Annotated in this window: 16 protein-coding genes, 4 tRNA genes, 3 rRNA genes and 1 pseudogene; 3 read left to right on the forward strand and 21 right to left on the reverse strand. The window is 51.2% G+C overall.

Going from position 1 to position 24348, the window contains the following annotated elements:
* Window positions 1-34: 34 nt before the first annotated feature.
* From NAL19_RS20145 to ilvL, 5 genes are all read right to left on the reverse strand, one after another.
* On the reverse strand, window positions 35-961 hold the full coding sequence (locus tag NAL19_RS20145) for a branched-chain amino acid transaminase (RefSeq protein ID WP_263058260.1): 927 nt from the start codon (window positions 959-961) through the stop codon (window positions 35-37).
* Between the two features lie 27 nt (window positions 962-988).
* The gene (gene ilvM / locus NAL19_RS20150; RefSeq protein ID WP_005969103.1) at window positions 989-1249 is read right to left on the reverse strand and encodes an acetolactate synthase 2 small subunit; all 261 of its coding nucleotides are present in this window, start codon (window positions 1247-1249) and stop codon (window positions 989-991) included.
* Window positions 1250-1328: 79 nt separating this feature from the next.
* Window positions 1329-2972: an acetolactate synthase 2 catalytic subunit gene (ilvG, locus tag NAL19_RS20155; RefSeq protein WP_263058261.1), complete on the reverse strand. Its 1644-nt coding sequence runs from the start codon at window positions 2970-2972 to the stop codon at window positions 1329-1331.
* A gap of 150 nt (window positions 2973-3122) precedes the next feature.
* Window positions 3123-3560, reverse strand: coding sequence for an IS200/IS605 family transposase (gene tnpA / locus NAL19_RS20160; protein ID WP_263059751.1), 438 nt, complete (start codon window positions 3558-3560; stop codon window positions 3123-3125).
* Window positions 3561-3735: 175 nt separating this feature from the next.
* Window positions 3736-3834 (reverse strand): ilv operon leader peptide, encoded by a 99-nt coding sequence (ilvL, locus tag NAL19_RS20165; protein WP_071531109.1) that lies wholly within the window; start codon window positions 3832-3834, stop codon window positions 3736-3738.
* Window positions 3835-4240: 406 nt separating this feature from the next.
* Between ilvL and NAL19_RS20170 the strand changes: the two are divergent.
* Window positions 4241-5766, forward strand: a pseudogene (locus NAL19_RS20170) (YifB family Mg chelatase-like AAA ATPase).
* A 57-nt stretch (window positions 5767-5823) separates the two neighbouring features.
* On the opposite strand, the gene NAL19_RS20175 reads toward NAL19_RS20170, so the two are convergent.
* Window positions 5824-6162 (reverse strand): DUF413 domain-containing protein, encoded by a 339-nt coding sequence (locus tag NAL19_RS20175; protein WP_102119500.1) that lies wholly within the window; start codon window positions 6160-6162, stop codon window positions 5824-5826.
* A 120-nt stretch (window positions 6163-6282) separates the two neighbouring features.
* Between NAL19_RS20175 and hdfR the strand changes: the two genes are divergently transcribed.
* The gene (hdfR, locus tag NAL19_RS20180; protein WP_225086144.1) at window positions 6283-7110 is read left to right on the forward strand and encodes an HTH-type transcriptional regulator HdfR; all 828 of its coding nucleotides are present in this window, start codon (window positions 6283-6285) and stop codon (window positions 7108-7110) included.
* Window positions 7111-7126: 16 nt separating this feature from the next.
* Here the strand turns inward: hdfR and yjfF are convergent, their stop codons facing one another.
* From yjfF to pepQ, 15 genes are all read right to left on the reverse strand, one after another.
* Window positions 7127-8089: a galactofuranose ABC transporter, permease protein YjfF gene (gene yjfF, locus NAL19_RS20185; protein ID WP_263058262.1), complete on the reverse strand. Its 963-nt coding sequence runs from the start codon at window positions 8087-8089 to the stop codon at window positions 7127-7129.
* Entirely contained in the window at window positions 8089-9099 is a 1011-nt protein-coding gene (gene ytfT, locus NAL19_RS20190; protein WP_263058263.1) for a galactofuranose ABC transporter, ATP-binding protein YtfT, read from the reverse strand. Before ytfT ends, yjfF begins: the two co-directional genes overlap by 1 nt.
* Complete coding sequence (ytfR, locus tag NAL19_RS20195; protein ID WP_263058264.1) at window positions 9086-10606, reverse strand: galactofuranose ABC transporter, ATP-binding protein YtfR; 1521 nt, start codon at window positions 10604-10606, stop codon at window positions 9086-9088. The genes ytfT and ytfR overlap by 14 nt, the downstream gene beginning before the upstream one ends.
* A gap of 191 nt (window positions 10607-10797) precedes the next feature.
* On the reverse strand, window positions 10798-11754 hold the full coding sequence (gene ytfQ / locus NAL19_RS20200) for a galactofuranose ABC transporter, galactofuranose-binding protein YtfQ (protein WP_263058265.1): 957 nt from the start codon (window positions 11752-11754) through the stop codon (window positions 10798-10800).
* A gap of 440 nt (window positions 11755-12194) precedes the next feature.
* Window positions 12195-12270, reverse strand: a tRNA-Trp gene (locus NAL19_RS20205).
* Window positions 12271-12278: 8 nt separating this feature from the next.
* A tRNA-Asp gene (locus NAL19_RS20210) sits at window positions 12279-12355 on the reverse strand.
* A 52-nt stretch (window positions 12356-12407) separates the two neighbouring features.
* Window positions 12408-12523, reverse strand: a 5S ribosomal RNA gene (rrf, locus tag NAL19_RS20215).
* 132 nt (window positions 12524-12655) lie between these two features.
* Window positions 12656-15562 (reverse strand): 23S ribosomal RNA (locus NAL19_RS20220).
* A gap of 210 nt (window positions 15563-15772) precedes the next feature.
* A tRNA-Ala gene (locus tag NAL19_RS20225) sits at window positions 15773-15848 on the reverse strand.
* Between the two features lie 42 nt (window positions 15849-15890).
* Window positions 15891-15967: transfer RNA gene (locus tag NAL19_RS20230), tRNA-Ile, on the reverse strand.
* A 73-nt stretch (window positions 15968-16040) separates the two neighbouring features.
* Window positions 16041-17582 (reverse strand): 16S ribosomal RNA (locus tag NAL19_RS20235).
* Together the 16S, 23S and 5S rRNA genes with 4 tRNA genes alongside form the textbook arrangement of a ribosomal RNA operon.
* A gap of 378 nt (window positions 17583-17960) precedes the next feature.
* Window positions 17961-18512, reverse strand: coding sequence for a menaquinone-dependent protoporphyrinogen IX dehydrogenase (gene hemG, locus NAL19_RS20240; protein ID WP_263058266.1), 552 nt, complete (start codon window positions 18510-18512; stop codon window positions 17961-17963).
* Window positions 18513-18533: 21 nt separating this feature from the next.
* Window positions 18534-19985 carry a Trk system potassium transporter TrkH gene (gene trkH, locus NAL19_RS20245; protein ID WP_263058267.1) on the reverse strand — a complete coding sequence of 484 codons (1452 nt, stop codon included), beginning with the start codon at window positions 19983-19985 and terminating at the stop codon, window positions 18534-18536.
* A 43-nt stretch (window positions 19986-20028) separates the two neighbouring features.
* Window positions 20029-20640 carry an IMPACT family protein gene (locus NAL19_RS20250; protein WP_263058268.1) on the reverse strand — a complete coding sequence of 204 codons (612 nt, stop codon included), beginning with the start codon at window positions 20638-20640 and terminating at the stop codon, window positions 20029-20031.
* A complete protein-coding gene (pepQ, locus tag NAL19_RS20255) occupies window positions 20640-21971 on the reverse strand; it encodes a Xaa-Pro dipeptidase (RefSeq protein WP_263058269.1) in 1332 nt (443 codons plus the stop codon). The genes NAL19_RS20250 and pepQ overlap by 1 nt, the downstream gene beginning before the upstream one ends.
* Window positions 21972-22156: 185 nt before the next feature.
* Here pepQ and fadB point away from each other — a divergent pair, with 185 nt between their 5' ends.
* Window positions 22157-24346, forward strand: a complete 2190-nt coding sequence (gene fadB / locus NAL19_RS20260; RefSeq protein WP_263058270.1) for a fatty acid oxidation complex subunit alpha FadB — start codon at window positions 22157-22159, stop codon at window positions 24344-24346.
* Window positions 24347-24348: the final 2 nt, after the last annotated feature.

Below are 24348 nucleotides of genomic sequence, written 5' to 3' on the forward strand. Positions count from 1 at the left end.
ACGGAACGTATCACCGCCTGACTGTCTTAATTGATTACTGATTTACCGGATCCAACCAGCCCCATTTATCTTCGGTTTCACCCGTGAAGAGGCCAAAGAACGCCTGTTGCAGAGCTTTGGTGACCGGACCGCGTTTGCCGATGCCGACCTGAATACCGTCTACGCTGCGCACTGGGGTGATTTCCGCCGCCGTACCGGACATGAACACTTCATCCGCCAGATAGAGTGACTCACGGGACAGCACCTGCTCGCGCACTTCATATCCCGCATCTTTCGCCAGCTTGATGATGGCGTCACGCGTAATGCCCGGCAGCGCCGAAGAGGTGAATGGCGGCGTGAAGATGACGCCATCCTTCACTTCAAACAGGTTCTCGCCAGCACCTTCAGAAACATAGCCGTGGACATCCAGCGCGATCCCTTCCTGATAGCCGTGACGGCGGGCTTCGCTACCCACCAGCAGAGAGGAAAGATAGTTACCGCCTGCTTTAGCCGCAGTCGGAATCGTATTCGCCGCAGCGCGATTCCAGGACGACACCATCGCATCAATGCCCGCTTCCAGCGCTTCTTCACCCAGATACGCGCCCCACGGGAACGCCGCGATGATCACGTCAGTTTTATAACCGTCTGGTGGATTCACACCCATACCGACATCGCCAATGAACACCAGCGGGCGAATATAGGCGCTGGTCAGGTTATTTTTACGCAGCGTTTCACGGCAGGCTTCCATCAGTTCATCCACGCTTTGTTCGACCGGCATACGATAAATTTTTGCCGAATCACGCAGGCGCTGCATGTGCTCACGGTGACGAAAAACCACCGGGCCCTTGTGTGAATGGTAGCAACGAACGCCCTCAAACACGGAAGTGCCATAATGCAAGGCGTGCGACATCACGTGTACTTTTGCTTCAGCCCATGGAACCATCTCGCCATTGAACCAAATGTAATCCGCTTTTTTTGTCATTCTTTTTTTTCCTTACTCTTTTATGCGTTAGGCGCTGATCTGCTGTGATGTCGTCATCGGTTGAATGTCAACACAGGCAATATCCAACAGCTTACTCAATTGTGTTGACAATAAATCTACCGAACGATGGCTGGCAACGGTCAGTTCAATATTAATGTGATCGGTATTGGTAGTTTGCACCATATTCATCGCGCAAACTTTGAAACCGCGATGGCGGGTAACACGCAATACACGCTCCAGAACCTCGGGACGAAAGCGTGCCTGAATCGAAAGTTGATGATGTGTCATTCTGTTGTCTCCAGCACTTATTCTGTGTAAGTCGGCCATTATTGGCTGTTGTCGAGCCTATTCGGGTTTATCGAGCCCATTAGGTTCTATCGAGCATCGTTTCGTTACCCGCACCCGGCGGAACCAACGGCCAGACGTTTTCGTATTCATCGATCGAGACGTGCAGTAAATAGGGTCCTTCGCTGTTAAACAGGGCATCCAGCGCGACATCAATTTGATCTTTACGGGTGATGCGCTGGCCGGGGATATCAAATGCGCTTGCCAGCGTCAGGAAATCAGGGTTATCGGAGAGGTCAGTTTCACTATAGCGTTCATCAAAGAATAACTGCTGCCACTGACGTACCATGCCCAACCGTTGGTTATCCAGCAGCACGATTTTCAACGGCAGCCGTTTTCGTTTGATGGTGCCCAGTTCCTGAACGTTCATCATGAAAGAACCGTCGCCGGAAATGCAGATAACCATGTCATCTGGGCGCGCAACCTGCGCACCGACCGCCGCTGGTACACCGAATCCCATGGTGCCGAGGCCGCTGGAAGTGATGAAATTCTCAGGGCGGCTGAACGTCATATGCTGCGCAGCCCACATCTGGTGCTGGCCCACATCAGTCGTCACTACCGTGTCCGCATCCATTCGTTCAGAGATCGTTTTCAGCAGCGCAGGCGCATAAATCGCCTGACCGGGATGATCATAACGCCACGGGTATTCCGCTTTCATCATGGTCGCCTGCTGGCGCCATGCATTGACGTTCAGCCGTTGTTGCAGTGCCGGTAATATCGTCTTCAAATCGCCTTGCAATGCCACATTGGCATGGCGCAATTTACTCAACTCCGCTGGGTCGATATCCATGTGGATCACGCTGGCGTGAGGCGCGAAGGCATTCAGTTTGCCTGTCACGCGGTCATCAAAACGTGCTCCGACGGCGATTAACAGATCGCATTCCTGCACAATCAGGTTCGCCGCTTTCGTGCCGTGCATACCAATCATACCGAGGTAATAGGGGTGATTGGCATCCACGACACCCAAACCTTTCAGCGTCGAAACGGAAGGGATATCTGCCACACTCAGGAATTCACGCAGTGCCGGAACCGCATTCGCCATACCGACCCCACCGCCAACATACAAGACCGGTTTTTGTGCTTTCGCCAACAGGGCTCGTGCCTGCGCGATATCTTGCTCGGGGAACTCAACATCATTAGCAACGGGCGCAAAATTCGGCGTGAAATCGCCCATAGCCAGTTGAATATCTTTAGGAATATCGACCAGAACAGGGCCAGGACGGCCGCTATTAGCAATCGCGAACGCTTCTGCCATCACTTCCGGCAGTGATTCGAGAGACTCGACCAGAAAACTGTGTTTCGTACAGGCCAGCGACAGCCCCAACACATCGATTTCCTGGAACGCATCGGTTCCAATCAGCGCCGACCCGACCTGTCCGGTGATCGCCACTACAGGCACAGAATCCAGCAGCGCATCGGCCAAACCTGTGATCAGGTTCGTCGCGCCAGGGCCAGAGGTCGCAATGCAGACGCCCACGTTGCCCGTGGATCGGGCATAGCCAATTGCCGCCATCGCCGCGCCTTGCTCGTGGCGACACAGCAGGTGTTTAACGCCGCCGTCATAAAGTGCATCATAGACGGGCATTATCGCGCCACCCGGATACCCAAAAACGGTGTCCACTCCCTGCGCTCGCAACGCTTGTACCACCCACTGTGCTCCATTCATAGTTATTTCCCCGACATCTTATGGGAATAACAGAATTTTATGCTGATGTTCATTTTCTGTTCCTTTCCGTTATAGATTGCGCCCAGTAAAAATCCACCTCTTCAAGAGGTGGCTTTAAGTGGGGCCCCCTAGAAGGGGGCCTTGTCCGTTTTAATCCTGCAATAATTCCATTTGCTGTTCGTACTCTTGGTCTTTCTTATCCTGATACCTCACGTAACGTCTGATAATTTCTTCGTTCACTCCCACCGTGTCCGCAAAGTATCCTCTAGCCCAAAAGTGATTGCCCCACAGTTTCTTTCTTATATGCGGGAATTTATTGTAGAGACGAATTGCCGTGCGCCCTTTCAGGACGCCCATTAGCGTTGAAATTGAGAGTTTCGGTGGAACCATCACTACAAGATGAACATGGTCTGGTTGAACATTTAGTTCCAATATCTCGCAATCTTTCATATTGCAAAGTATGTAAATCGAACGGTAAAGCTCTTTCCCTACTGTGCCCGTTAAAATCTTGTAGCGATATTTTGGGGTCCAAACCAAGTGGTATTTGCAACGCCAAAACACATGTGCTGAACTTCTATAACTGCTCATGTCAGTGATTTCCTTCTTACTTGTGGTGAGTAAGCTGGAATTTTCTGGCATGGGCTTCCTTCAGGCTATAGCCTCACAGGGACAATCACCACCTCCTGAGGAGGTGGTTTAAGGCTGACAACAAAAAACCCCCGACCTTTCGGTGCGGGGGTTTTCTTGAATTAGGCCTTGATTTCTAAGCCATTCTTCGTCCAAGTGCAGCCCCGCACGGTGGGATAATAATCACCACCACGCTAATCACGACTAGGCTAATCACTAGGGATAGGGCTTTCATAATAGGTTGTTCATTAATCTTTTGTCGAACGAATGCCTACAGAGTTATCACAGTCAGACATGGCGTGACAACCATTTTTTTTCATCGCTCTTGGTAAGAAGAACCTATGATATAGGAAAAATACAACGTAATCATAAGGTAGACGCGCATCAAATTATTTTCGCTCATTGGCGTAAAAATGAACATTTTACGAGAAAGATGGCAAATGAATACCAATGCTACCGGTCGTCGGATCACGTAAAGCGATCGGTTCCCCCTCCATCATTGCGATGCATCGCGCACAAATTTTCTCGATTGCTGAAACAGAGCAATATTTTATGACGCCGTCGCGCAAGATGGTGATGACGGACTCTACTTCCTCTCCCCTACCGGACATGATGCAAGCCATCAGCAAAGGGGAAATAGCATGTCATTGGCAGTTACCTACACTCGGGCAATGATTGGCGTAGAAGCGCCGGATGTTTACATCGAAGTGCATATCAGCAGCGGGCTACCGGCCCTAACGCTGGTGGGCTTACCTGAAACCACCGTCAAGGAAGCGCGCGATCGCGTGCGCAGCGCACTCATCAATTGCGGATTTACCTTTCCAGCAAAGCGTATCACGGTCAACCTCGCCCCCGCAGATCTACCGAAAGAGGGGGGACGCTACGACCTGCCGATTGCTCTGGCGATTCTGGCCGCATCAGAACAAATCGATGGGGAAAAGCTAAGCCGCTACGAGTTTCTGGGCGAACTTGGCCTGTCTGGCACCTTACGTGGCGTCAATGGCGCGATTCCCGCCGCGCTGGAAGCCATAAAATCAGGTCGCCAGCTTATCCTGCCAGATGACAACAAACGGGAGATGACGCTAATACCGCAGGGTGAGGCACTCATGGCTGGGCACTTGTTGGAAGTATGTGCTTTTCTCAGCGGAGAAGAGGAATTGCTCAGGTGCTCCGACATCTTATCGGCTCCGCAGTCAGAAGAAGATGCGCTCGATCTGAAGGATATCATCGGTCAGGAGCAGGCTAAACGTGCGTTGGAAATTGCGGCGGCTGGCGGCCACAATCTGCTATTGCTGGGCCACCGGGAACAGGGAAAACGATGCTGGCGAGTCGGCTAGGCAATCTAATGCCGCCATTAAGCGACGAAGAAGCACTGGAAAGCGCCGCCATCAATAGCCTCATTAACATCGATGCCACCATGACGCGCTGGCGAGCAAGGCCATTCAGAGCCCCTCACCATAGTTCCTCCATGGCTGCGCTCGTAGGAGGAGGATCGCTACCTAAACCGGGGGAAATCTCACTCGCCCACAACGGCGTGCTGTTTCTGGATGAATTACCGGAGTTTGAGCGACGCGTTTTAGACTCACTACGAGAGCCTTTGGAGTCCGGTGAAATTATCATTTCCCGCACACGCGCCAAAGTGTGCTACCCGGCACGCGTACAGCTCGTCGCCGCAATGAATCCCAGTCCGTCGGGCCACTATCAGGGGATTCATAACCGATTACCAGCACAACAAATACTGCGCTACCTCAGCAAACTGTCCGGTCCCTTTTTGGATCGTTTTGACCTTTCTATCGAGGTTCCTTTGCTACCACCAGGGGTTTTATCTCAGCAACATTATCAGGGGGAAAGTAGCGCGACGATTCGTGAACGCGTGCTGATCGCACGGCAGATACAGCTGAAGCGATCAAATAAAATCAACGCCCTGCTCACGTCACGCGAAATAGAAAAACACTGTGAATTGGAGATGGCTGATGCCGCCTATCTGGAAGAGGTGATGAACAAACTTGGCTTATCCGTACGCGCCTGGCACCGGATATTAAAAGTTGCACGCACGATCGCTGACCTCGGCGGTCGGGACAACATCGAGAGAAAACATCTTGCCGAAGCGCTGAGCTATCGCAGTATGGATCGATTGCTCATCCGGCTCCACAAGAGCCTTGAATAGCGGGAGCGCTGGATGTGCTCACCACAAAAGGAAATGGGGCTAATGCCCCATTCTTAATTAATCATCGCTTTCCGTGTATTCTTCCACCGCATCCATCTGCGGTTTACCACCAGACAAGGTATGGAAGCGTTTAGGACGACGGATACGATCCAGATATTTGGACCAGATTTTTTCCAGTTCCGTTTCCGCCTTACGTTCACCGCGGCACATTGCGACAAACGATGTCTCTTCCTCAGTCACCGGTTCACGTTTACCCAAATCCAGCTCGTTAAACGCGTAACCGTGGCGTTCCAACAGTTGTGCTTCTTTAATCGTAAAGTCGCCGTGTCGGGAAAAACCACGCGGATAGAACTTGTTATCAAAAAAACGATGAGTGGTAGAGAAGCTTTCTGCCATCTTACACGCTCCTAATTCTTCTATGGTCGTGTTGTTTATGGCGCGGAGTATTAGATAGGCTTGACATTGTGTAAAACAAAACATTTAAATCATTACGACAAAATTTTTTTGGAGATGGGCGTGGATACCGAATTACTAAAAACCTTTCTGGAAGTCAGCAGGACAAGACACTTTGGCCGTGCCGCCGAATCCCTGTATCTGACGCAATCAGCGGTGAGTTTTCGGATTCGCCAGCTAGAGACACAGCTTGGTGCCAACCTATTCACACGCCACCGGAACAATATACGCCTGACACCAGCAGGCGAGCGGCTTCTGCCCTATGCCGAAAGCCTTATCGGTACCTGGCAGATCGCTAAAAAAGAGGTCGCACGCTCGCAACAGCACAGCCTGCTTTCAGTGGGAGCCACCGCTTCGCTGTGGGAAGCCTATCTGACGCCCTGGTTACAATCGTTGTACCAGCAGCGCCCATTGCTCCAGCTAGAGGCACGCATTGCCTTACGTCATTCGCTGGTAAAACAACTCCATGAGCGTCAATTGGATCTGTTAATTACCACCGAACAACCCAAAATGGAGGAGTTGGCGAGCCAGCTGCTAGGAAACTTTTCCCTTTCGCTGTTCGCGGCAGAAGCACACCCGCCTGGACAGGAATTGCCCTATATAAAATTAGAGTGGGGCGCCGACTTCCATCAGCAAGAACATCGCCTCTTAGCCAGCGATCAGCTTCCTGTTTTGACCACCACATCAGCCCACTTGACCCGCCAGCTGCTTGAAACCACCGGCGGTTGCGCGTTCTTACCTAGCCACTGGCTACAAACCTATTCCAATCTGCGGATCGTCGGCGACAGTCAACCTGTCGTGCGCCCGTTTTATGCCGTTTGGTTACAAAACAGCGACCAGCAGACGATGATTCGTCAGTTGCTGAAAACGCCGATTTTAATGAATACCTGATCCATCCAGCTCCGACTTAAGCACGTCTGGCTAACCAGAATGTGCTTAACGCTTTCTGTAACCCAATGAAAGCAAACAGCAGGAAACCAATGACGATCTTTGTCCACCATGAGCTCAAGGTGCCATCAAACGTGATATACGTTTGAATCAAGCCCTGAATCAGTACGCCAAACAGGGTTCCCAATACGGTTCCAACACCACCGGTCAATAGCGTACCGCCGATGACAACGGCTGCGATGGCGTCCAATTCCACGCCGCTTGCCGCCAGAGCATAGCCCGCCGAGGTATAGAGCGAAAACACAATGCCTGACAGTACCGCTAACGTACTGGAAAGCATGTATATCTGAATCGTCGTCCGCCTGACAGGCACCCCCATCAGCTCCGCAGAATAGCTATTACCGCCAATCGCATAAACACGGTTACCAAAGCGGGTACGATGTGCCATCACAATCCCCAGCAGCACAACAATCAGCATAATCAGCGCCAGAAAGGTAAAACGTCCCCCATCAGGCATGCGCCATGCTAAACCCGCCAGTTGGCTATAGACCGGATGATCGATGGGTATCGACTCCTGTGAGACGATGAAACTCATCCCTCGAACAAAGAACATCCCCGCCAGCGTGATAATAAATGCGGGCAATTTGAGCGTATCGATAATCCATCCCATTAACCCGCCAAACATGGCTCCCATCACCAGCGCGATTGCGAATGCAAAGAAAGGATCGATGCCATATGTCCCGATCAATTTGGCCAATAGCACACCGGTAAACGCAATGACTGACCCCACGGAGAGATCGATCCCGCCAGAGAGAATGACAAACGTCATCCCAACCGCCACGACCCCCAGAAACGCATTATCCGTCAGTAAATCAAAAAAAACGCGCGTCGAAGCAAAGCCTGGAAACTGGCTAAGACAGAATAAATAACCCGCAATAAATACCAGAATAGTCATCAACAGGGGGAAGTGGCGTTTCAACATTATGTTTTCCTCCTGAACAGATGATGCAGCGAAATACGCGGAGATTGCATAACCAAAACCAACAGAACGACGAGTGCCTTTAGAACCAGATTGAATTCCGGTCGATAGCCCGAAAGCAGGATGCCAGTATTCATACTCTGAATAATCAATGCACCAACAACAGAGAGCGGCAAATTAAAACGACCGCCGAGTAGCGAGCCTCCACCGATCACAACGGCCAGAATCGCGTCTAATTCCAGCCAGAGCCCTGCGTTATTCGCGTCCGCACCGCGGATATCCGCCGTTACAATAACGCCCGCTACGGCGGCACACACGCCGCATATGACATAAGCCACGATTAATACCAGCTTCGTACTCACACCGGCGTTACGAGCTGAGCGTAGGTTAATCCCGACAGATTCGATAAATAACCCAAGCGCCGTTTTACGCGTCAGAACCCACTGCGCCAACAACACCACGCAGGCAATAATCACCGGCATAGGCAGATAGAACAGAGCCCCGTTGCCCAACTTAGCCAACCCAACGTTATCAAAGGTAATAATCTGGCCTTCAGTAATCAGTTGAGCAATGCCGCGCCCGGCAACCATTAGCATTAACGTCGCAACAATCGGCTGAATCTGTAGCACCGCAACCAGAAAACCGTTCCACAACCCGCACAGTGCGCCAACCAATAACGCAGTCAGCAGCACAGAAGGGAGTGGATAACCAGCCGCAGTCAACGTTGCGGCCGTTGCTCCCGCAATCGCCATGACGGCGCCAACCGATAAGTCGATACCGCCAGTAGCAATCACCAACGTCATGCCTAATGCCAGCAATGCAACAGGTGCCCCGCGATTAAGAATGTCGACAAGGCTACCGAACAAGCGCCCGTCCTGAATGTGAAGGGAGAAGAAGTTTGGCGCGACCATGCTGTCAATCAACAGAATCGCGACCAGCGCCAGAAGCTGCGGCACGCCCTTGGTAAACGTTAGGCGCACTTTCTTGGCAGGTTTGATGTTATTGTCTGTCATCCACCGCCCCCGTTTGTACCGCGATTGCCTGCATCACTGCGGCAACCGAGATCTCACTATGTTCGAGATGCGCAACGTGCTGTCTGTCACGTAGCACAATGATGCGATCGGCATAACCGGTCAGCTCTTCCAGTTCAGAAGAGATCACAAGTAACGCCATCCCCTGTTCACACAGTTTTTCAATTAGGCGAATGATTTCAGCGTGCGCGCCAACATCGATTCCTCGCGTTGGCTCATCCAGAATCAAGAAGCGCGGCTCGGTTGCCAGCCAGCGCGATAGCAGGACTTTTTGCTGATTCCCCCCCGATAGATATTGAATTTCCTGCTCTGGACTGGGCGTGCGAATCCCTAACAGGCTGATAAACTTTTCAGCAATACGGGTTTGCTCACGTAAGGAAATGGGTTTCAGCCAGCCCCGCTGCGCCTGAAGCGCCAGAATGATGTTCTCTCGTACCGTTGCCGCGCCGACAATACCGTCAGTCTTGCGATCCTCAGGGCAATAGCCAAAACCCAGCTTTCCTGCTGCACGCGGCGTGCGAATGCTGACTGGTTTGCCATCAACCCAGGCTTCTCCGGCATCAGGCACGTTAATACCAAATATCAGCTGCGCGGTTTCTGTCCGACCGGAACCCAGTAGACCAGCAAGGCCAACGATTTCTCCTGGACGCACGAAAAGTTCGAAGTCATTAATCGAACCACGTCGACCATAGTGTTTAAAGTGCACAATGGGATCCCCGGCGACGTCACTGTGTTCACCCCGTTTCAATAACGTTTCATCAAAACTGTGCCCCAGCATCATTTGGACTAATTCAATACGCGGTAATTCCTCGACCGGCAATGTCCCCACCAATCGTCCATTACGCAAAACTGTAATTCTGTCGCTAATACGATAAACCTGATCCAGAAAATGCGTGACGAATATCATGCCAATTCCACGGTCGCGCAATTTCCGCAATATATCCAGCAGCATCTCAACTTCTTTTGCATCAAGACTGGCGGTGGGTTCATCAAGAATTAAAACTTTAGCAGAGAGATCGATAGCTCTGGCAATGGCGACAATTTGCTGCACTGCGATGGAGTAATTGCCAAGCGGATGGCTAACATCAATCGCCAACCCATAATTCAATAATATCGCTTCGGCCTGGCGCAGAATTTTATGTTGATCAACGATGCCCCAACGTGTGGGTTCACGACCAATAAATAAATTTGCCGCAACGGACAGATTCGGTAATAGATTAACCTCCTGATATACCGTACCAATTCCCAATGACTGAGCATGGGCAGTATTTACAGGATTAATCGCTATACCATCGAGGATAATTTCACCCGTTGAGCGATGGTAAACGCCGGTCAACGCCTTAATTAACGTTGACTTTCCTGCACCATTCTCCCCTAATAGCGCCACTATTTCGCCGCGATTAAGCGTGAAGTCCACTTGATCTAATGCTTTTACCCCCGGAAACTCAACGCTCATGCCCCGAATATCTAACAACCGTGTCGTTTCCATTAGCATCACCTATGCGACAACTTAACAAGGCTGCGTCATACCTGAGCAATATTATGGATAAGTAGGCTGGCAATATTCACTGTTCCGTAGTTTAACGGTGCAGAAAACATAGCAAACCCACTTTTCCATATTCATATTTCTGCCAGGTATTTGGCAAAATTTATATCAACGATGAATCCATAATATAAATATCAATAACCAAGATCTTTCTTGGTTTCATATTCCTGTTTTGCCGTATCAGGCAGTAATAAACGTGATTCGGTTTGAATGAATTTTTCAGGCTGTTTGCCATCCTTCTTCATCGCTAATAAGGCATCAAAAGCAGGCCCTGCCATATTAGGTGTTAATTCAACGGTAGCATTAGCTTCGCCATTCATCATGGCTTTGAAGATATCAGGGACGCCATCAATGGAGACAACTTTTATCTGTGAACCAGGTTTCAAACCTGCTTCTTTAATTGCCTGAATAGCGCCTATAGCCATGTCATCATTATGTGCATAAACCGCACAGATATTTTTTCCATTCTGCTCGGCTTTAATGAAGCTTTCCATGACTTCTTTACCCTTACTACGAGTAAAGTCTCCCGATTGTGAACGAATAATTTTTATCTGCGGATCTGAAGCTATGCCTTCAGCAAACCCTTTTTTGCGATTTATCGCGACGCTAGCCCCAACCGTTCCCTGTAGTTCAACAACATTACAGGGTTTGCCAGCGGCCTCTTTCACAAGCCATTCCCCCGCCACTTTTCCTTCATAGACGCTATCAGAAGCGATAGCAGCGGTGTACAGCGATGGATCGCTTACCTCGATCGTTCGATCAAGCAGGAACACTGGAATTTTTTCTTCCTTAGCTTCCTGTAAGACTGGTGCCCAACCTGTTGCGACGACCGGCGCAATAAATATGGCATCGACCCCCTGCGCGATAAAGGACCGCACAGCCTTAATCTGGTTCTCCTGCTTCTGCTGAGCATCCGCTATTTTTAACGTTATTCCACGCTTCTCGGCTTCCTGCTTTGACACTTTGGTTTCTGCAGAGCGCCATCCTGATTCTGAACCAATCTGGGAAAACCCAACAGTTAAAGGTTTTGCCTGTACGGCACCACATAACGCCGTGCTTACAGCAACAGCTACCAGTAAACGTCTGTACATACTTAAACTCCTTCTGTGTAGTCTTACAGCTACTTAGTCAGGTTTCAGGTACAGCATAGCGCTACGAATTTCTGCTATAGCGCTACCGATGTGGTGTTGGCAGATATCACTAACAAGTGAATGCAACCTGAAGGATCGCTACGGAAAACGATTCCCCTTCACTCAGGTTGTAGATAGTTTTAGTTCAAATATCGAACAAGGTGGATGAGCAAGTTCACAACCTGGTATTACGGTGATTTTGTGCATATTTACAGCTAAATCGACACGTTCTGGCAGAGGGACATCAGAAAATTTTATCTATTAAATAACAAAATGTTAGATTAATTCGGCCTCTAAAGAAGGGAAATAACGGGGAAACGAAGAAGAGGGATGTGAGGCAGGATCGAGCATAAAATACAGATCAAAAAAAACCCTTCACGATAATGTGAAGGGTTTTTATTTGGCAGGGGCGGAGAGACTCGAACTCCCAACACCCGGTTTTGGAGACCGGTGCTCTACCAATTGAACTACGCCCCTAAATAGGGTGGCGGAACGGACGGGGCTCGAACCCGCGACCCCCTGCGTGACAGGCAGGTATTCTAACCAACTGAACTACCGCTCCACCGAATTCCTTTACAACCACCAGATTACTCCGGCTTACTGCTTAATTTGATGCCTGGCAGTTCCCTACTCTCACATGGGGAAGCCCCACACTACCATCGGCGCTACGGCGTTTCACTTCTGAGTTCGGCATGGGGTCAGGTGGGACCACCGCGCTATCGCCGCCAGGCAAATTCTGTTTCATTCCAACCGTCGCACTTCAGTCGCTTTCGCTTCTCTCTGCACAACCATCAGAACCAATCTTCGAACAAGCTGAGTATTGTTTTTTATGAGTCGCCTCACAAAACACCTTCGGTGTTGTAAGGTTAAGCCTCTCGGGTCATTAGTACTGGTCAGCTCAACGTATCGCTACGCTTACACACCCAGCCTATCTACGTCGTCGTCTTCAACGGCCCTTCAGGGGTATCAAGTACCCAGGGAAGACTCATCTCGAGGCAAGTTTCCCGCTTAGATGCTTTCAGCGGTTATCTCTTCCGCACTTAGCTACCGGGCAATGCAATTGGCATCACAACCCGTACACCAGTGGTGCGTTCACTCCGGTCCTCTCGTACTAGGAGCAACCCCTCTCAATCTTCCAGCGCCCACGGCAGATAGGGACCGAACTGTCTCACGACGTTCTAAACCCAGCTCGCGTACCACTTTAAATGGCGAACAGCCATACCCTTGGGACCTACTTCAGCCCCAGGATGTGATGAGCCGACATCGAGGTGCCAAACACCGCCGTCGATATGAACTCTTGGGCGGTATCAGCCTGTTATCCCCGGAGTACCTTTTATCCGTTGAGCGATGGCCCTTCCATTCAGAACCACCGGATCACTAAGACCTGCTTTCGCACCTGCTCGAGCTGTCACTCTCGCAGTCAAGCTAGCTTATGCCTTTGCACTAACCTCCTGATGTCCGACCAGGATTAGCTAACCTTCGTGCTCCTCCGTTACGCTTTGGGAGGAGACCGCCCCAGTCAAACTACCCACCAGACACTGTCCGCAACCCGGTTTACGGGCCCACGTTAGAACATCAAACATTAAAGGGTGGTATTTCAAGGTCGGCTCCATGCAGACTGGCGTCCACACTTCAAAGCCTCCCACCTATCCTACACATCAAGGCTCAAGGTTCAGTGTCAAGCTATAGTAAAGGTTCACGGGGTCTTTCCGTCTTGCCGCGGGTACACTGCATCTTCACAGCGAGTTCAATTTCACTGAGTCTCGGGTGGAGACAGCCTGGCCATCATTACGCCATTCGTGCAGGTCGGAACTTACCCGACAAGGAATTTCGCTACCTTAGGACCGTTATAGTTACGGCCGCCGTTTACCGGGGCTTCGATCAAGAGCTTCTCCTTACGGATAACCCCATCAATTAACCTTCCGGCACCGGGCAGGCGTCACACCGTATACGTCCACTTTCGTGTTTGCACAGTGCTGTGTTTTTATTAAACAGTTGCAGCCAGCTGGTATCTTCGACTGGTCTCAGCTCCATCCGCGAGGGACTTCACCTTACACCAGCGTGCCTTCTCCCGAAGTTACGGCACCATTTTGCCTAGTTCCTTCACCCGAGTTCTCTCAAGCGCCTGAGTATTCTCTACCTGACCACCTGTGTCGGTTTGGGGTACGATTCGGTGTTACCTGGAGCTTAGAGGCTTTTCCTGGAAGCGTAGCATCAGTTACTTCATCACCGTAGTGACTCGTCATCACGCCTCAGTGTTAACGATGACCCGGATTTACCAAAGTCACCCACCTTCACGCTTAAACCGGGACAACCGTCGCCCGGATAACCTAGCTTTCTCCGTCCCCCCTTCGCAGTAACACCCAGTACAGGAATATTAACCTGTTTCCCATCGACTACGCTTTTCAGCCTCGCCTTAGGGGTCGACTCACCCTGCCCCGATTAACGTTGGACAGGAACCCTTGGTCTTCCGGCGTGCGGGTTTTTCACCCGCATTATCGTTACTTATGTCAGCATTCGCACTTCTGATACCTCCAGCAACCCTCACAGGCCACCTTCGCAGGCTTACAGAACGCTCCCCTACCCAACAACACCTGAGTGTCGCTGCCGCAGCTTCGGTGCATGGTTTAGCCCCGTTACATCTTCCGCGCAGGCCGACTCGACCAGTGAGCTATTACGCTTTCTTTAAATGATGGCTGCTTCTAAGCCAACATCCTGGCTGTCTGTGCCTTCCCACATCGTTTCCCACTTAACCATGACTTTGGGACCTTAGCTGGCGGTCTGGGTTGTTTCCCTCTTCACGACGAACGTTAGCACCCGCCGTGTGTCTCCCGTGATAACATTCTTCGGTATTCGCAGTTTGCATCGGGTTGGTAAGTCGGGATGACCCCCTAGCCGAAACAGTGCTCTACCCCCGAAGATGAATTCACGAGGCGCTACCTAAATAGCTTTCGGGGAGAACCAGCTATCTCCCGGTTTGATTGGCCTTTCACCCCCAGCCACAAGTCATCCGCTAATTTTTCAACATTAGTCGGTTCGGTCCTCCAGTTAGTGTTACCCAACCTTCAACCTGCCCATGGCTAGATCACCGGGTTTCGGGTCTATACCCTGCAACTTAACGCCCAGTTAAGACTCGGTTTCCCTGCGGCTCCCCTAAACGGTTAACCTTGCTACAGAATATAAGTCGCTGACCCATTATACAAAAGGTACGCAGTCACCTAACAAGTAGGCTCCCACTGCTTGTACGTACACGGTTTCAGGTTCTGTTTCACTCCCCTCGCCGGGGTTCTTTTCGCCTTTCCCTCACGGTACTGGTTCACTATCGGTCAGTCAGGAGTATTTAGCCTTGGAGGATGGTCCCCCCATATTCAGACAGGATGTCACGTGTCCCGCCCTACTCATCGAACTCACAATCTGTGCATTTTTGTGTACGGGACTATCACCCTTTACTGTGCGACTTTCCAGACGCTTCCACTAACACACAAACTGATTCAGGTTCTGGGCTCTTCCCCGTTCGCTCGCCGCTACTGGGGGAATCTCGGTTGATTTCTTTTCCTCGGGGTACTGAGATGTTTCAGTTCCCCCGGTTCGCCTCATTAACCTATGGATTCAGTTAATGATAGTGTGTCGAAACACACTGGGTTTCCCCATTCGGGTATCGTCGGGTATAACGCTTCATATCAGCTTACCGACGCTTATCGCAGATTAGCACGCCCTTCATCGCCTCTGACTGCCTAGGCATCCACCGTGTACGCTTAGTCGCTTAACCTCACAACCCGAAGGTGTCTTTGATAAATCAAAGTCATCATCGTGCTGTGATTATTTGAGAGACTCATTGACAGACAGAATCATCACAACTCACCCGAAGGCAGTCATGCATGTTCAGCTGTCATGTTTCAATTTTCAGCTTGTTCCAGATTGTTAAAGAGCAAAATACTTCGCAGCATACTGTTTCCAATACGCTCTGAAGTCTTTTTAATGGTGGAGCTATGCGGGATCGAACCGCAGACCTCCTGCGTGCAAAGCAGGCGCTCTCCCAGCTGAGCTATAGCCCCATCGTTGCTTACAGATACCTTACATACCACTCACGGAAGAGTTGGTAGGCCTGAGTGGACTTGAACCACCGACCTCACCCTTATCAGGGGTGCGCTCTAACCACCTGAGCTACAAGCCTATTAAGGTATTTCTGCTCGTTATTTTCATCAGACAATCTGTGTGAGCACTTCACTCAACGCACATCTTCTTGGTAAGGAGGTGATCCAACCGCAGGTTCCCCTACGGTTACCTTGTTACGACTTCACCCCAGTCATGAATCACAAAGTGGTAAGCGCCCTCCCGAAGGTTAAGCTACCTACTTCTTTTGCAACCCACTCCCATGGTGTGACGGGCGGTGTGTACAAGGCCCGGGAACGTATTCACCGTAGCATTCTGATCTACGATTACTAGCGATTCCGACTTCATGGAGTCGAGTTGCAGACTCCAATCCGGACTACGACGTACTTTATGAGGTCCGCTTGCTCTCGCGAGGTCGCTTCTCTTTGTATACGCCATTGTAGCACGTGTGTAGCCCTACTCGTAAGGGCCATGATGACTTGACGTCATCCCCACCTTCCTCCAGTTTATCACTGGCAGTCTCCTTTGAGTTCCCGGCCTAACCGCTGGCAACAAAGGATAAGGGTTGCGCTCGTTGCGGGACTTAACCCAACATTTCACAACACGAGCTGACGACAGCCATGCAGCACCTGTCTCAGAGTTCCCGAAGGCACCAAAGCATCTCTGCTAAGTTCTCTGGATGTCAAGAGTAGGTAAGGTTCTTCGCGTTGCATCGAATTAAACCACATGCTCCACCGCTTGTGCGGGCCCCCGTCAATTCATTTGAGTTTTAACCTTGCGGCCGTACTCCCCAGGCGGTCGATTTAACGCGTTAGCTCCGGAAGCCACGCCTCAAGGGCACAACCTCCAAATCGACATCGTTTACAGCGTGGACTACCAGGGTATCTAATCCTGTTTGCTCCCCACGCTTTCGCACCTGAGCGTCAGTCTTTGTCCAGGGGGCCGCCTTCGCCACCGGTATTCCTCCAGATCTCTACGCATTTCACCGCTACACCTGGAATTCTACCCCCCTCTACAAGACTCTAGCTTGCCAGTTTCAAATGCAGTTCCCAAGTTAAGCTCGGGGATTTCACATCTGACTTAACAAACCGCCTGCGTGCGCTTTACGCCCAGTCATTCCGATTAACGCTTGCACCCTCCGTATTACCGCGGCTGCTGGCACGGAGTTAGCCGGTGCTTCTTCTGCGGGTAACGTCAATCGGTGAGAGTATTAATCTCACCGCCTTCCTCCCCGCTGAAAGTGCTTTACAACCCGAAGGCCTTCTTCACACACGCGGCATGGCTGCATCAGGCTTGCGCCCATTGTGCAATATTCCCCACTGCTGCCTCCCGTAGGAGTCTGGACCGTGTCTCAGTTCCAGTGTGGCTGGTCATCCTCTCAGACCAGCTAGGGATCGTCGCCTAGGTGAGCCATTACCTCACCTACCAGCTAATCCCATCTGGGCACATCTGATGGCGCGAGGCCCGAAAGTCCCCCGCTTTGGTCCGAAGACGTTATGCGGTATTAGCTACCGTTTCCAGTAGTTATCCCCCTCCATCAGGCAGTTTCCCAGACATTACTCACCCGTCCGCCGCTCGTCACCCAAGGAGCAAGCTCCTCTGTGCTACCGCCCGACTTGCATGTGTTAGGCCTGCCGCCAGCGTTCAATCTGAGCCATGATCAAACTCTTCAATTTAAGATTTGTTTGATTTGCTGAACTCGTCAGCGATGCTCAAAGAATTAAAACTGTTTATTCGTAATGAATTTACTGTTGTTCACTCTTCAAGACTTTTTATATCGTCAAGATACGGTCTTGTGAGTGCCCACACAGATTGTCTGATTAAATTGTTAAAGAGCAGTGCCACAATCTCTCGTGGCGCGGGTCGCATATACTATGCTAATCCGCTTTAAAGTCAAGTCATTGCTGACTGCTTTATGAAATCTTTTTTCTGTCATCACAACTGCGTTTGCGCTGTTGCCGTGTCAGTGGAGGCGCATTATAGGGACTTCTCGCCGCCTGACAAGCGCTAAATGCAAAAAAATTATCGAGTGGGGATTTTTTCAGCAAAGCGCATTAAAAGACGCCGTTATGCCGGATTTTCGCCGCTAATTGGGAGAAATCCTGAGCGAAACGGGCAACCTGCTGCCAGTCCGTATATTCAATCTCTTTTGTGCTATCCGTTTCGCCTCCCGTTATACGCATAATCAATTTAATCATTACCCGGTCGAACCAACGATAGCGCGGATAACGCAGAGCTCCTGCGAACACACAGCACAAATCTGGCTGCCATGGCGAAGTCAGCAGGAATTTACGCGTGTAAGCGTTGGTTTGTATTGTGCGCTTTTCTGGCTTACGAGCGGTAAGGTTCACGGAGAAGAATGCGCTGGGCAGCTGTTGCAAAGAAACCAGGTGTTTATGGATAAATTGATTTACCGCAGGATGAAAGCGCCCGTATCGAATCGATGCCCCAATCGCAACCCGATCATATTGGCTCAGATCGATATCATTCGCATTGAGTACGTTAACAACATCACACTCCAGGGTGCCTTTCAGCGTATTCGCAACATAGGAGGCAATGGCTCTTGTTTGCCCATCCCGACTCGAAAACACGATCAAAGCTTTCATTGTTCTTTATCCTTATAGGAACTATTCGCGCCAGAAGGTTGGCGTAAACAGGACTAAAAGCGTGAACACTTCCAAACGACCAAACAGCATTGTCATTATCAGAATCCATTTCGCCGTATCATTCATCGACGTAAAATTCTCGGCGACGACGCCTAGGCCCGGCCCCAGGTTATTTAATGTGGCAGCGACCGCGGCAAACGCGGAGAAATCATCAACGCCTGTCGCAATGACAGCCAGCATGCTGACAATAAAAACCAACGCATATGCGGAAAAGAATCCCCACACAGCTTCAAGGATACGTTCTGGCAGTGCCCGATGACCCAGCTTAATGGTGTAAACCGCATTCGGATGTACCAAACGCTTAAGCTCACGCGATCCTTGTAAGAAAAGCAGCAGGATACGAATCACTTTCAGCCCGCCCCCAGTTGAGCCCGCACACCCGCCAATAAATGCGGAACACAGTAGCAAAACCGGCAAGAAAAGCGGCCACGATGCAATACTATCCGTCGTAAACCCTGCCGTTGTCGCCATGGAAACGACCTGGAAAAACGCCTGATTGATCGTCTGCATCCCGCTGTCATAAACGTGGTGGAACCACAGGACAATCGTACACACCGCCACCAGCGACAGTTGAACAAAAATGAACATGCGGAATTCTGGGTCACGCCAGTATACCTTCAGGCTGCGGCCGCTCAGCAGGGCAAAGTGCAGACCAAAGTTACAGCCGGAAATCAGCAAGAATATTGCGATGATGGTATTGATCGTCGGGCTGTTGAAGTAGCCAATACTGGCATCGTGAGTCGAGAACCCACCGACAGACACCGTAGAGAAACTGTGTCCAATCGCATCAAATACCGGCATACCAGCCAGCCAAAGCGCGACAGCACAGGCGATGGTCAGTAAGAGATAAATCAGCCACAGCGTTTTTGCCGTATCGGCAATACGCGGGCGCATTTTGTTTTCCTTCAATGGCCCTGGCATTTCGGCACGATAGAGCTGCATCCCACCAACACCAAGAATCGGCAGGATGGCAACCGCAAGTACGATGATCCCCATGCCACCAAACCATTGCAGCATTTGTCGATAAAACAGGATGGCTTTAGGCAGTGAATCCAGCCCGACCAACGTGGTTGCCCCTGTCGTCGTTAACCCAGAGAACGATTCGAAGAAAGCATCCGTCACGCCCAAATTAGGATGTTCAGCGAACAGGAAAGGCAGTGCCCCAACGCTTCCCAGCACCGTCCAGAAGAGAACAACGATCAGGAACCCTTCACGCGATTTCAATTCATGTTTCTGTTTACGGTTTGGTAGCCACAGTATGATGCCAATCGCCAGCGCGACAATAAATGTCTGCGTAAACGCCCGGCCTGCGCCATCACGATAAATTAACGCCACCAGTCCGGGAATAACCATCGTCCCGGAAAAGAGGATAACCAACTGCCCGACAATACGGGTTATGGCGCGCAAGTGCATCGCAGGGAATTCCTTAATGATTCATAAAAAAGCGCTGGGATTATTATGGAATCGGCAATAAATGCAACGCGCCGCGGCTTAAATCACGCAATTTCAGTGCCGCTTCCTCAGTTCCCCTGACGGGGATAGAGAACCGCAATACGACGTCCACGCCATACTCACTATGCAGAACCTTTCCGCCAAGCTGGAAGATCAGGGATTCTACCTGAGGCAACAGTGCATAGTCACATTGTAAGCCATACTCTTGTTGCAATACTTTCTCTTGCAACGGTAGCAGCTTCAGCGCTTGCTGAACGCCGCCACCGTAGGCCTTCACCAACCCACCTGTGCCCAGCGGGATTCCACCATAGTAGCGCACCACCACGGCCGTAATCTCACCGACACCGCTACCCATCAGTTGCGACAGCATCGGCTTACCTGCCGTGCCTGAAGGCTCGCCATCGTCAGAAAAACCCAGTTGCTGCGAATCATCGGGAGCGCCTGCAACAAACGCCCAGCAGTGGTGACCCGCCGAGGCGTGTTCTTCCCTAACGTGCTGGATGAACGCTTTCGCTGCGTCGATTCCCGGCGTTGCCGCCAGGATCGTCGTAAATCGGCTCTTCTTGATTTCCTCGCTGAAGCTCACTGACGCAGCAGGGATTGGATACGCTTGCATCAGGCCAGATTCAAGTCGCGCGTCATGTTCTCCACGCGCCCGTCATGAATGACAATATTGTCTTCGATGCGAATACCGCCAAACGGTTTCAACGCATCGATTTTTTGCCAGTCAATGTGCTGACGCAATTCGCCCTCACGCCACGGCGCGAGCAAGGATTCAATGAAATAGATACCCGGTTCAATCGTCATGACCATGCCAGGTTCAAGCACGCGGGTACAACGCAGGTAAGGATACTGCGACGGCGCCGCCAGATGCGTGCCGCGATCGTCTTGCATAAACCCAGCGACATCATGCACCTGCAACCCCAGCGGATGACCAAGACCGTGCGGCAGGAAAGGCGACGTGAGTCCCTGCGCCACCATCGCCTCTTCGCTGATGCCCTGCACCAGCTGATGTGATTTCAGCAGCTTCGCAATCCGCTGATGCATCTGAATATGGTAATCGGTATAACGCACGCCCGCCTGAACGGTATCAATCAATGCAAGCATTTCCTGATTGAGATCTTTAATCAGCAGGGCAAACGCACCATCGCTCTGCGCAGAATAGGTTCGCGTCAGATCGGCGGCATACCCGTTATATTCGGCACCTGCATCAATCAGGAAGCTGCGGACATCGGCAGGCACCTGATGATCTAACTGGGTATAGTGCAACACCGCGGCATGCTCATTGAGCGCAATGATATTGCCGTAAGGGACATCAATATCCCGATGACCGGTGGCCGTCAGATACGCCAGGTTAATATCAAATTCGCTCATACCGGACAGGAACGCTTCATGCGCCGCCCGATGACCGATAACCGCCGTCTTCTGCGCTTCGCGCATGCAGGCCAGCTCGTAGTCGGTTTTATAAGCGCGGTGATAGTGCAGATAATCCAGCACGCCCTGAGGATTAATATTGTCCGCGCGAATCCCCAAATCCTGTGCACGCTGCGGCGCATAACCGATATAGGCAACACGCTCGCGCTGCGACGGCAGGCATTGCCCAATACCATCAGCATTGCGTAGTACGGCAATATCAATCTCTTCTGTCCAAAAACTCTCAGGAACTGGCGCGACGTTATGCCAGTAATCCACCGGTGAATAGAACCACAGCTTCGGCGGATTAACACCATCAACCCACAGCCAGCAGTTCGGCACCTGCGTGACGGGCACCCAGGCTTTAAACTGTGGGTTAACCTTGAAAGGATAGTCGTGATCGTCCAGAAAAACGGTCAACAGCTCACCAGAGTGAATCAGTAATGCGTCAAGCTGATGGCGCGCTAAAACTGCCTGAGCACGCGCTTGCAGCGTAGCCAGATGGTGATGATATAAAGAAGCCAGCTTTTCCATGAGTATCCTTGTACGTCACGACATGATCCCTCCATTTTAACACAGGCATCCCTCAAGGGCAGCGTCCGGTGCTTTGTGATCGATTCGGCAAAAAATTAATCTCTCGTTTGCAAAAAATTAACATTAAAACCACAATTCGATTATCTGGTCATACCAGATCACTTAAACAAACAGCGGAGATAAACATGCTTTATCAAGGTGAATCCCTCTACCTTAACTGGCTTGAGGACGGCATTGCCGAGCTGGTATTTTCTGCCCCTGGCTCCGTAAACAAGCTAGATACCCGCACGGTGGCCAGCCTGGGTAAAGCGCTGGACGTTCTGGCGGAACAGCCGAATCTAAAGGGCTTACTGCTACGTTCTGACAAACCGGCATTTATTGTCGGTGCCGATATCACGGAATTCCTTTCTCTTTTTGCCGCACCGGCTGAAAAACTGCATGAATGGCTGGTCTTTGCCAACCGCATTTTTAGCCGCCTTGAGGATTTACCCGTTCCCACGCTATCCGCAATTAAGAGCTATGCGCTGGGAGGCGGTTGTGAATGTGTGCTGGCAACCGACTTTCGTTTGGCGACGACGGATGCCCGTATCGGGCTACCAGAGACTAAGCTTGGGATCATGCCGGGCTTTGGCGGCACAGTCAGGCTGCCGCGCCTGCTGGGTACGGACAGCGCACTGGAAATTATCGCCGCAGGTAAAGATATTAGCGCAGCCGATGCCTTAAAAGTGGGGCTGGTGCAGGCCGTTGTGACCAATGACAAGTTGGTTCCCGCCGCCATCAAGATGTTGAAACAGGCGATTGACGGCTCGCTGGACTGGCAGGCTTATCGACGCCCAAAACTTGAACCGCTGAAGCTCAATAAAATTGAAGCCATGATGAGCTTTACCACCGCCAAAGCGATGGTGCTACAAACTGCGGGCAAACACTATCCGGCACCGATGTTAGCGGTAAAAACCATCGAAGCTGCCGCGACCATGACGCGTGATGACGCATTGCAGCTCGAAACACAGCACTTCGTTCAACTGGCGCGTTCAAATGAAGCGCGGGCACTCGTCGGCATTTTCCTCAACGATCAGTATGTTAAAGGCAAAGCGAAGAAGCTGATTGGCGAGACATCCGTACCGCAACAGGCCGCCGTACTGGGGGCAGGCATTATGGGCGGCGGCATTGCCTATCAATCTGCGTTCAAAGGCGTGCCAATTCGGATGAAAGATATCAACGAGAAGCCACTTGCGCTGGGGATGAATGAAGCAGCCAAGCTCCTGAATAAACAGATGGAGCGCGGCAAGCTGGACGGGATGAAAATGGCAACGATTCTGGCCAGCATTCAGCCAACACTAGATTACGCTGGCTTCGAGCGCGCCGACATCGTGGTTGAGGCCGTGGTTGAAAATCCGAAAATCAAAACCAGCGTACTTGCGGAAACCGAGTCGCACGTTAGCGAGAATACGATTCTGGCTTCAAATACCTCAACTATCCCGATTGCTTTACTGGCTGCATCGCTAAAGCGGCCACAAAACTTCTGCGGGATGCACTTCTTCAACCCGGTACACCGCATGCCGCTGGTTGAAATTATTCGCGGACCTAAAACCAGCGACAGCACCATCGCCAGCGTGGTGGCTTACGCCAGTAAGATGGGTAAAACGCCGATTGTCGTGAACGACTGCCCCGGGTTCTTCGTGAATCGCGTACTGTTCCCCTATTTTGCTGCGTTCAGCCTACTGCTCAGAGACGGTGCTGATTTCCGCGACATCGATAACGTCATGGAGAAAAAATTCGGTTGGCCGATGGGCCCGGCCTATCTGCTGGATGTAGTCGGCATCGATACCGCTCATCATGCCCAGGCCGTCATGGCTGAAGGATTTCCACAGCGCATGGCGAAAGATTACCGTGACGCAATTGACGTGTTATTTGAGCATCAGCGTTTCGGGCAGAAAAACGGTCTGGGCTTCTACCGCTATCAAACCGATAGCAAAGGCAAACCGCGTAAAGAACAAGATGAAGCCGTAGATACACTCCTTAAAGGCATCAGCCAACCGAAAAAAACGTTCAGTGCAGAAGAGATTATCGCTCGCATGATGATCCCAATGATTAACGAAGTCGCGCGCTGTCTGGAGGAAGACATCGTCGCCAGCCCGGCCGAAGCGGACATGGCGTTGGTATACGGGTTAGGTTTCCCTCCCTTCCACGGCGGTGCCTGCCGCTATCTGGACACATTGGGCAGCGAACGTTATGTCGAAATGGCGCAGCAGTTGGCGCACCTCGGCGCAATCTATCAGGTGCCGGACGGCTTGCAGCAAAAAGCCAGAAGCAATGAAAGCTATTACCCATCGGTCGCGCCACACGCGGACGTTTCTTACGGTCAACCGGCATGAGG

This window comes from Pectobacterium sp. F1-1, assembly GCF_025643735.1.
In the GTDB taxonomy this organism is placed as follows: domain Bacteria; phylum Pseudomonadota; class Gammaproteobacteria; order Enterobacterales; family Enterobacteriaceae; genus Pectobacterium; species Pectobacterium colocasium.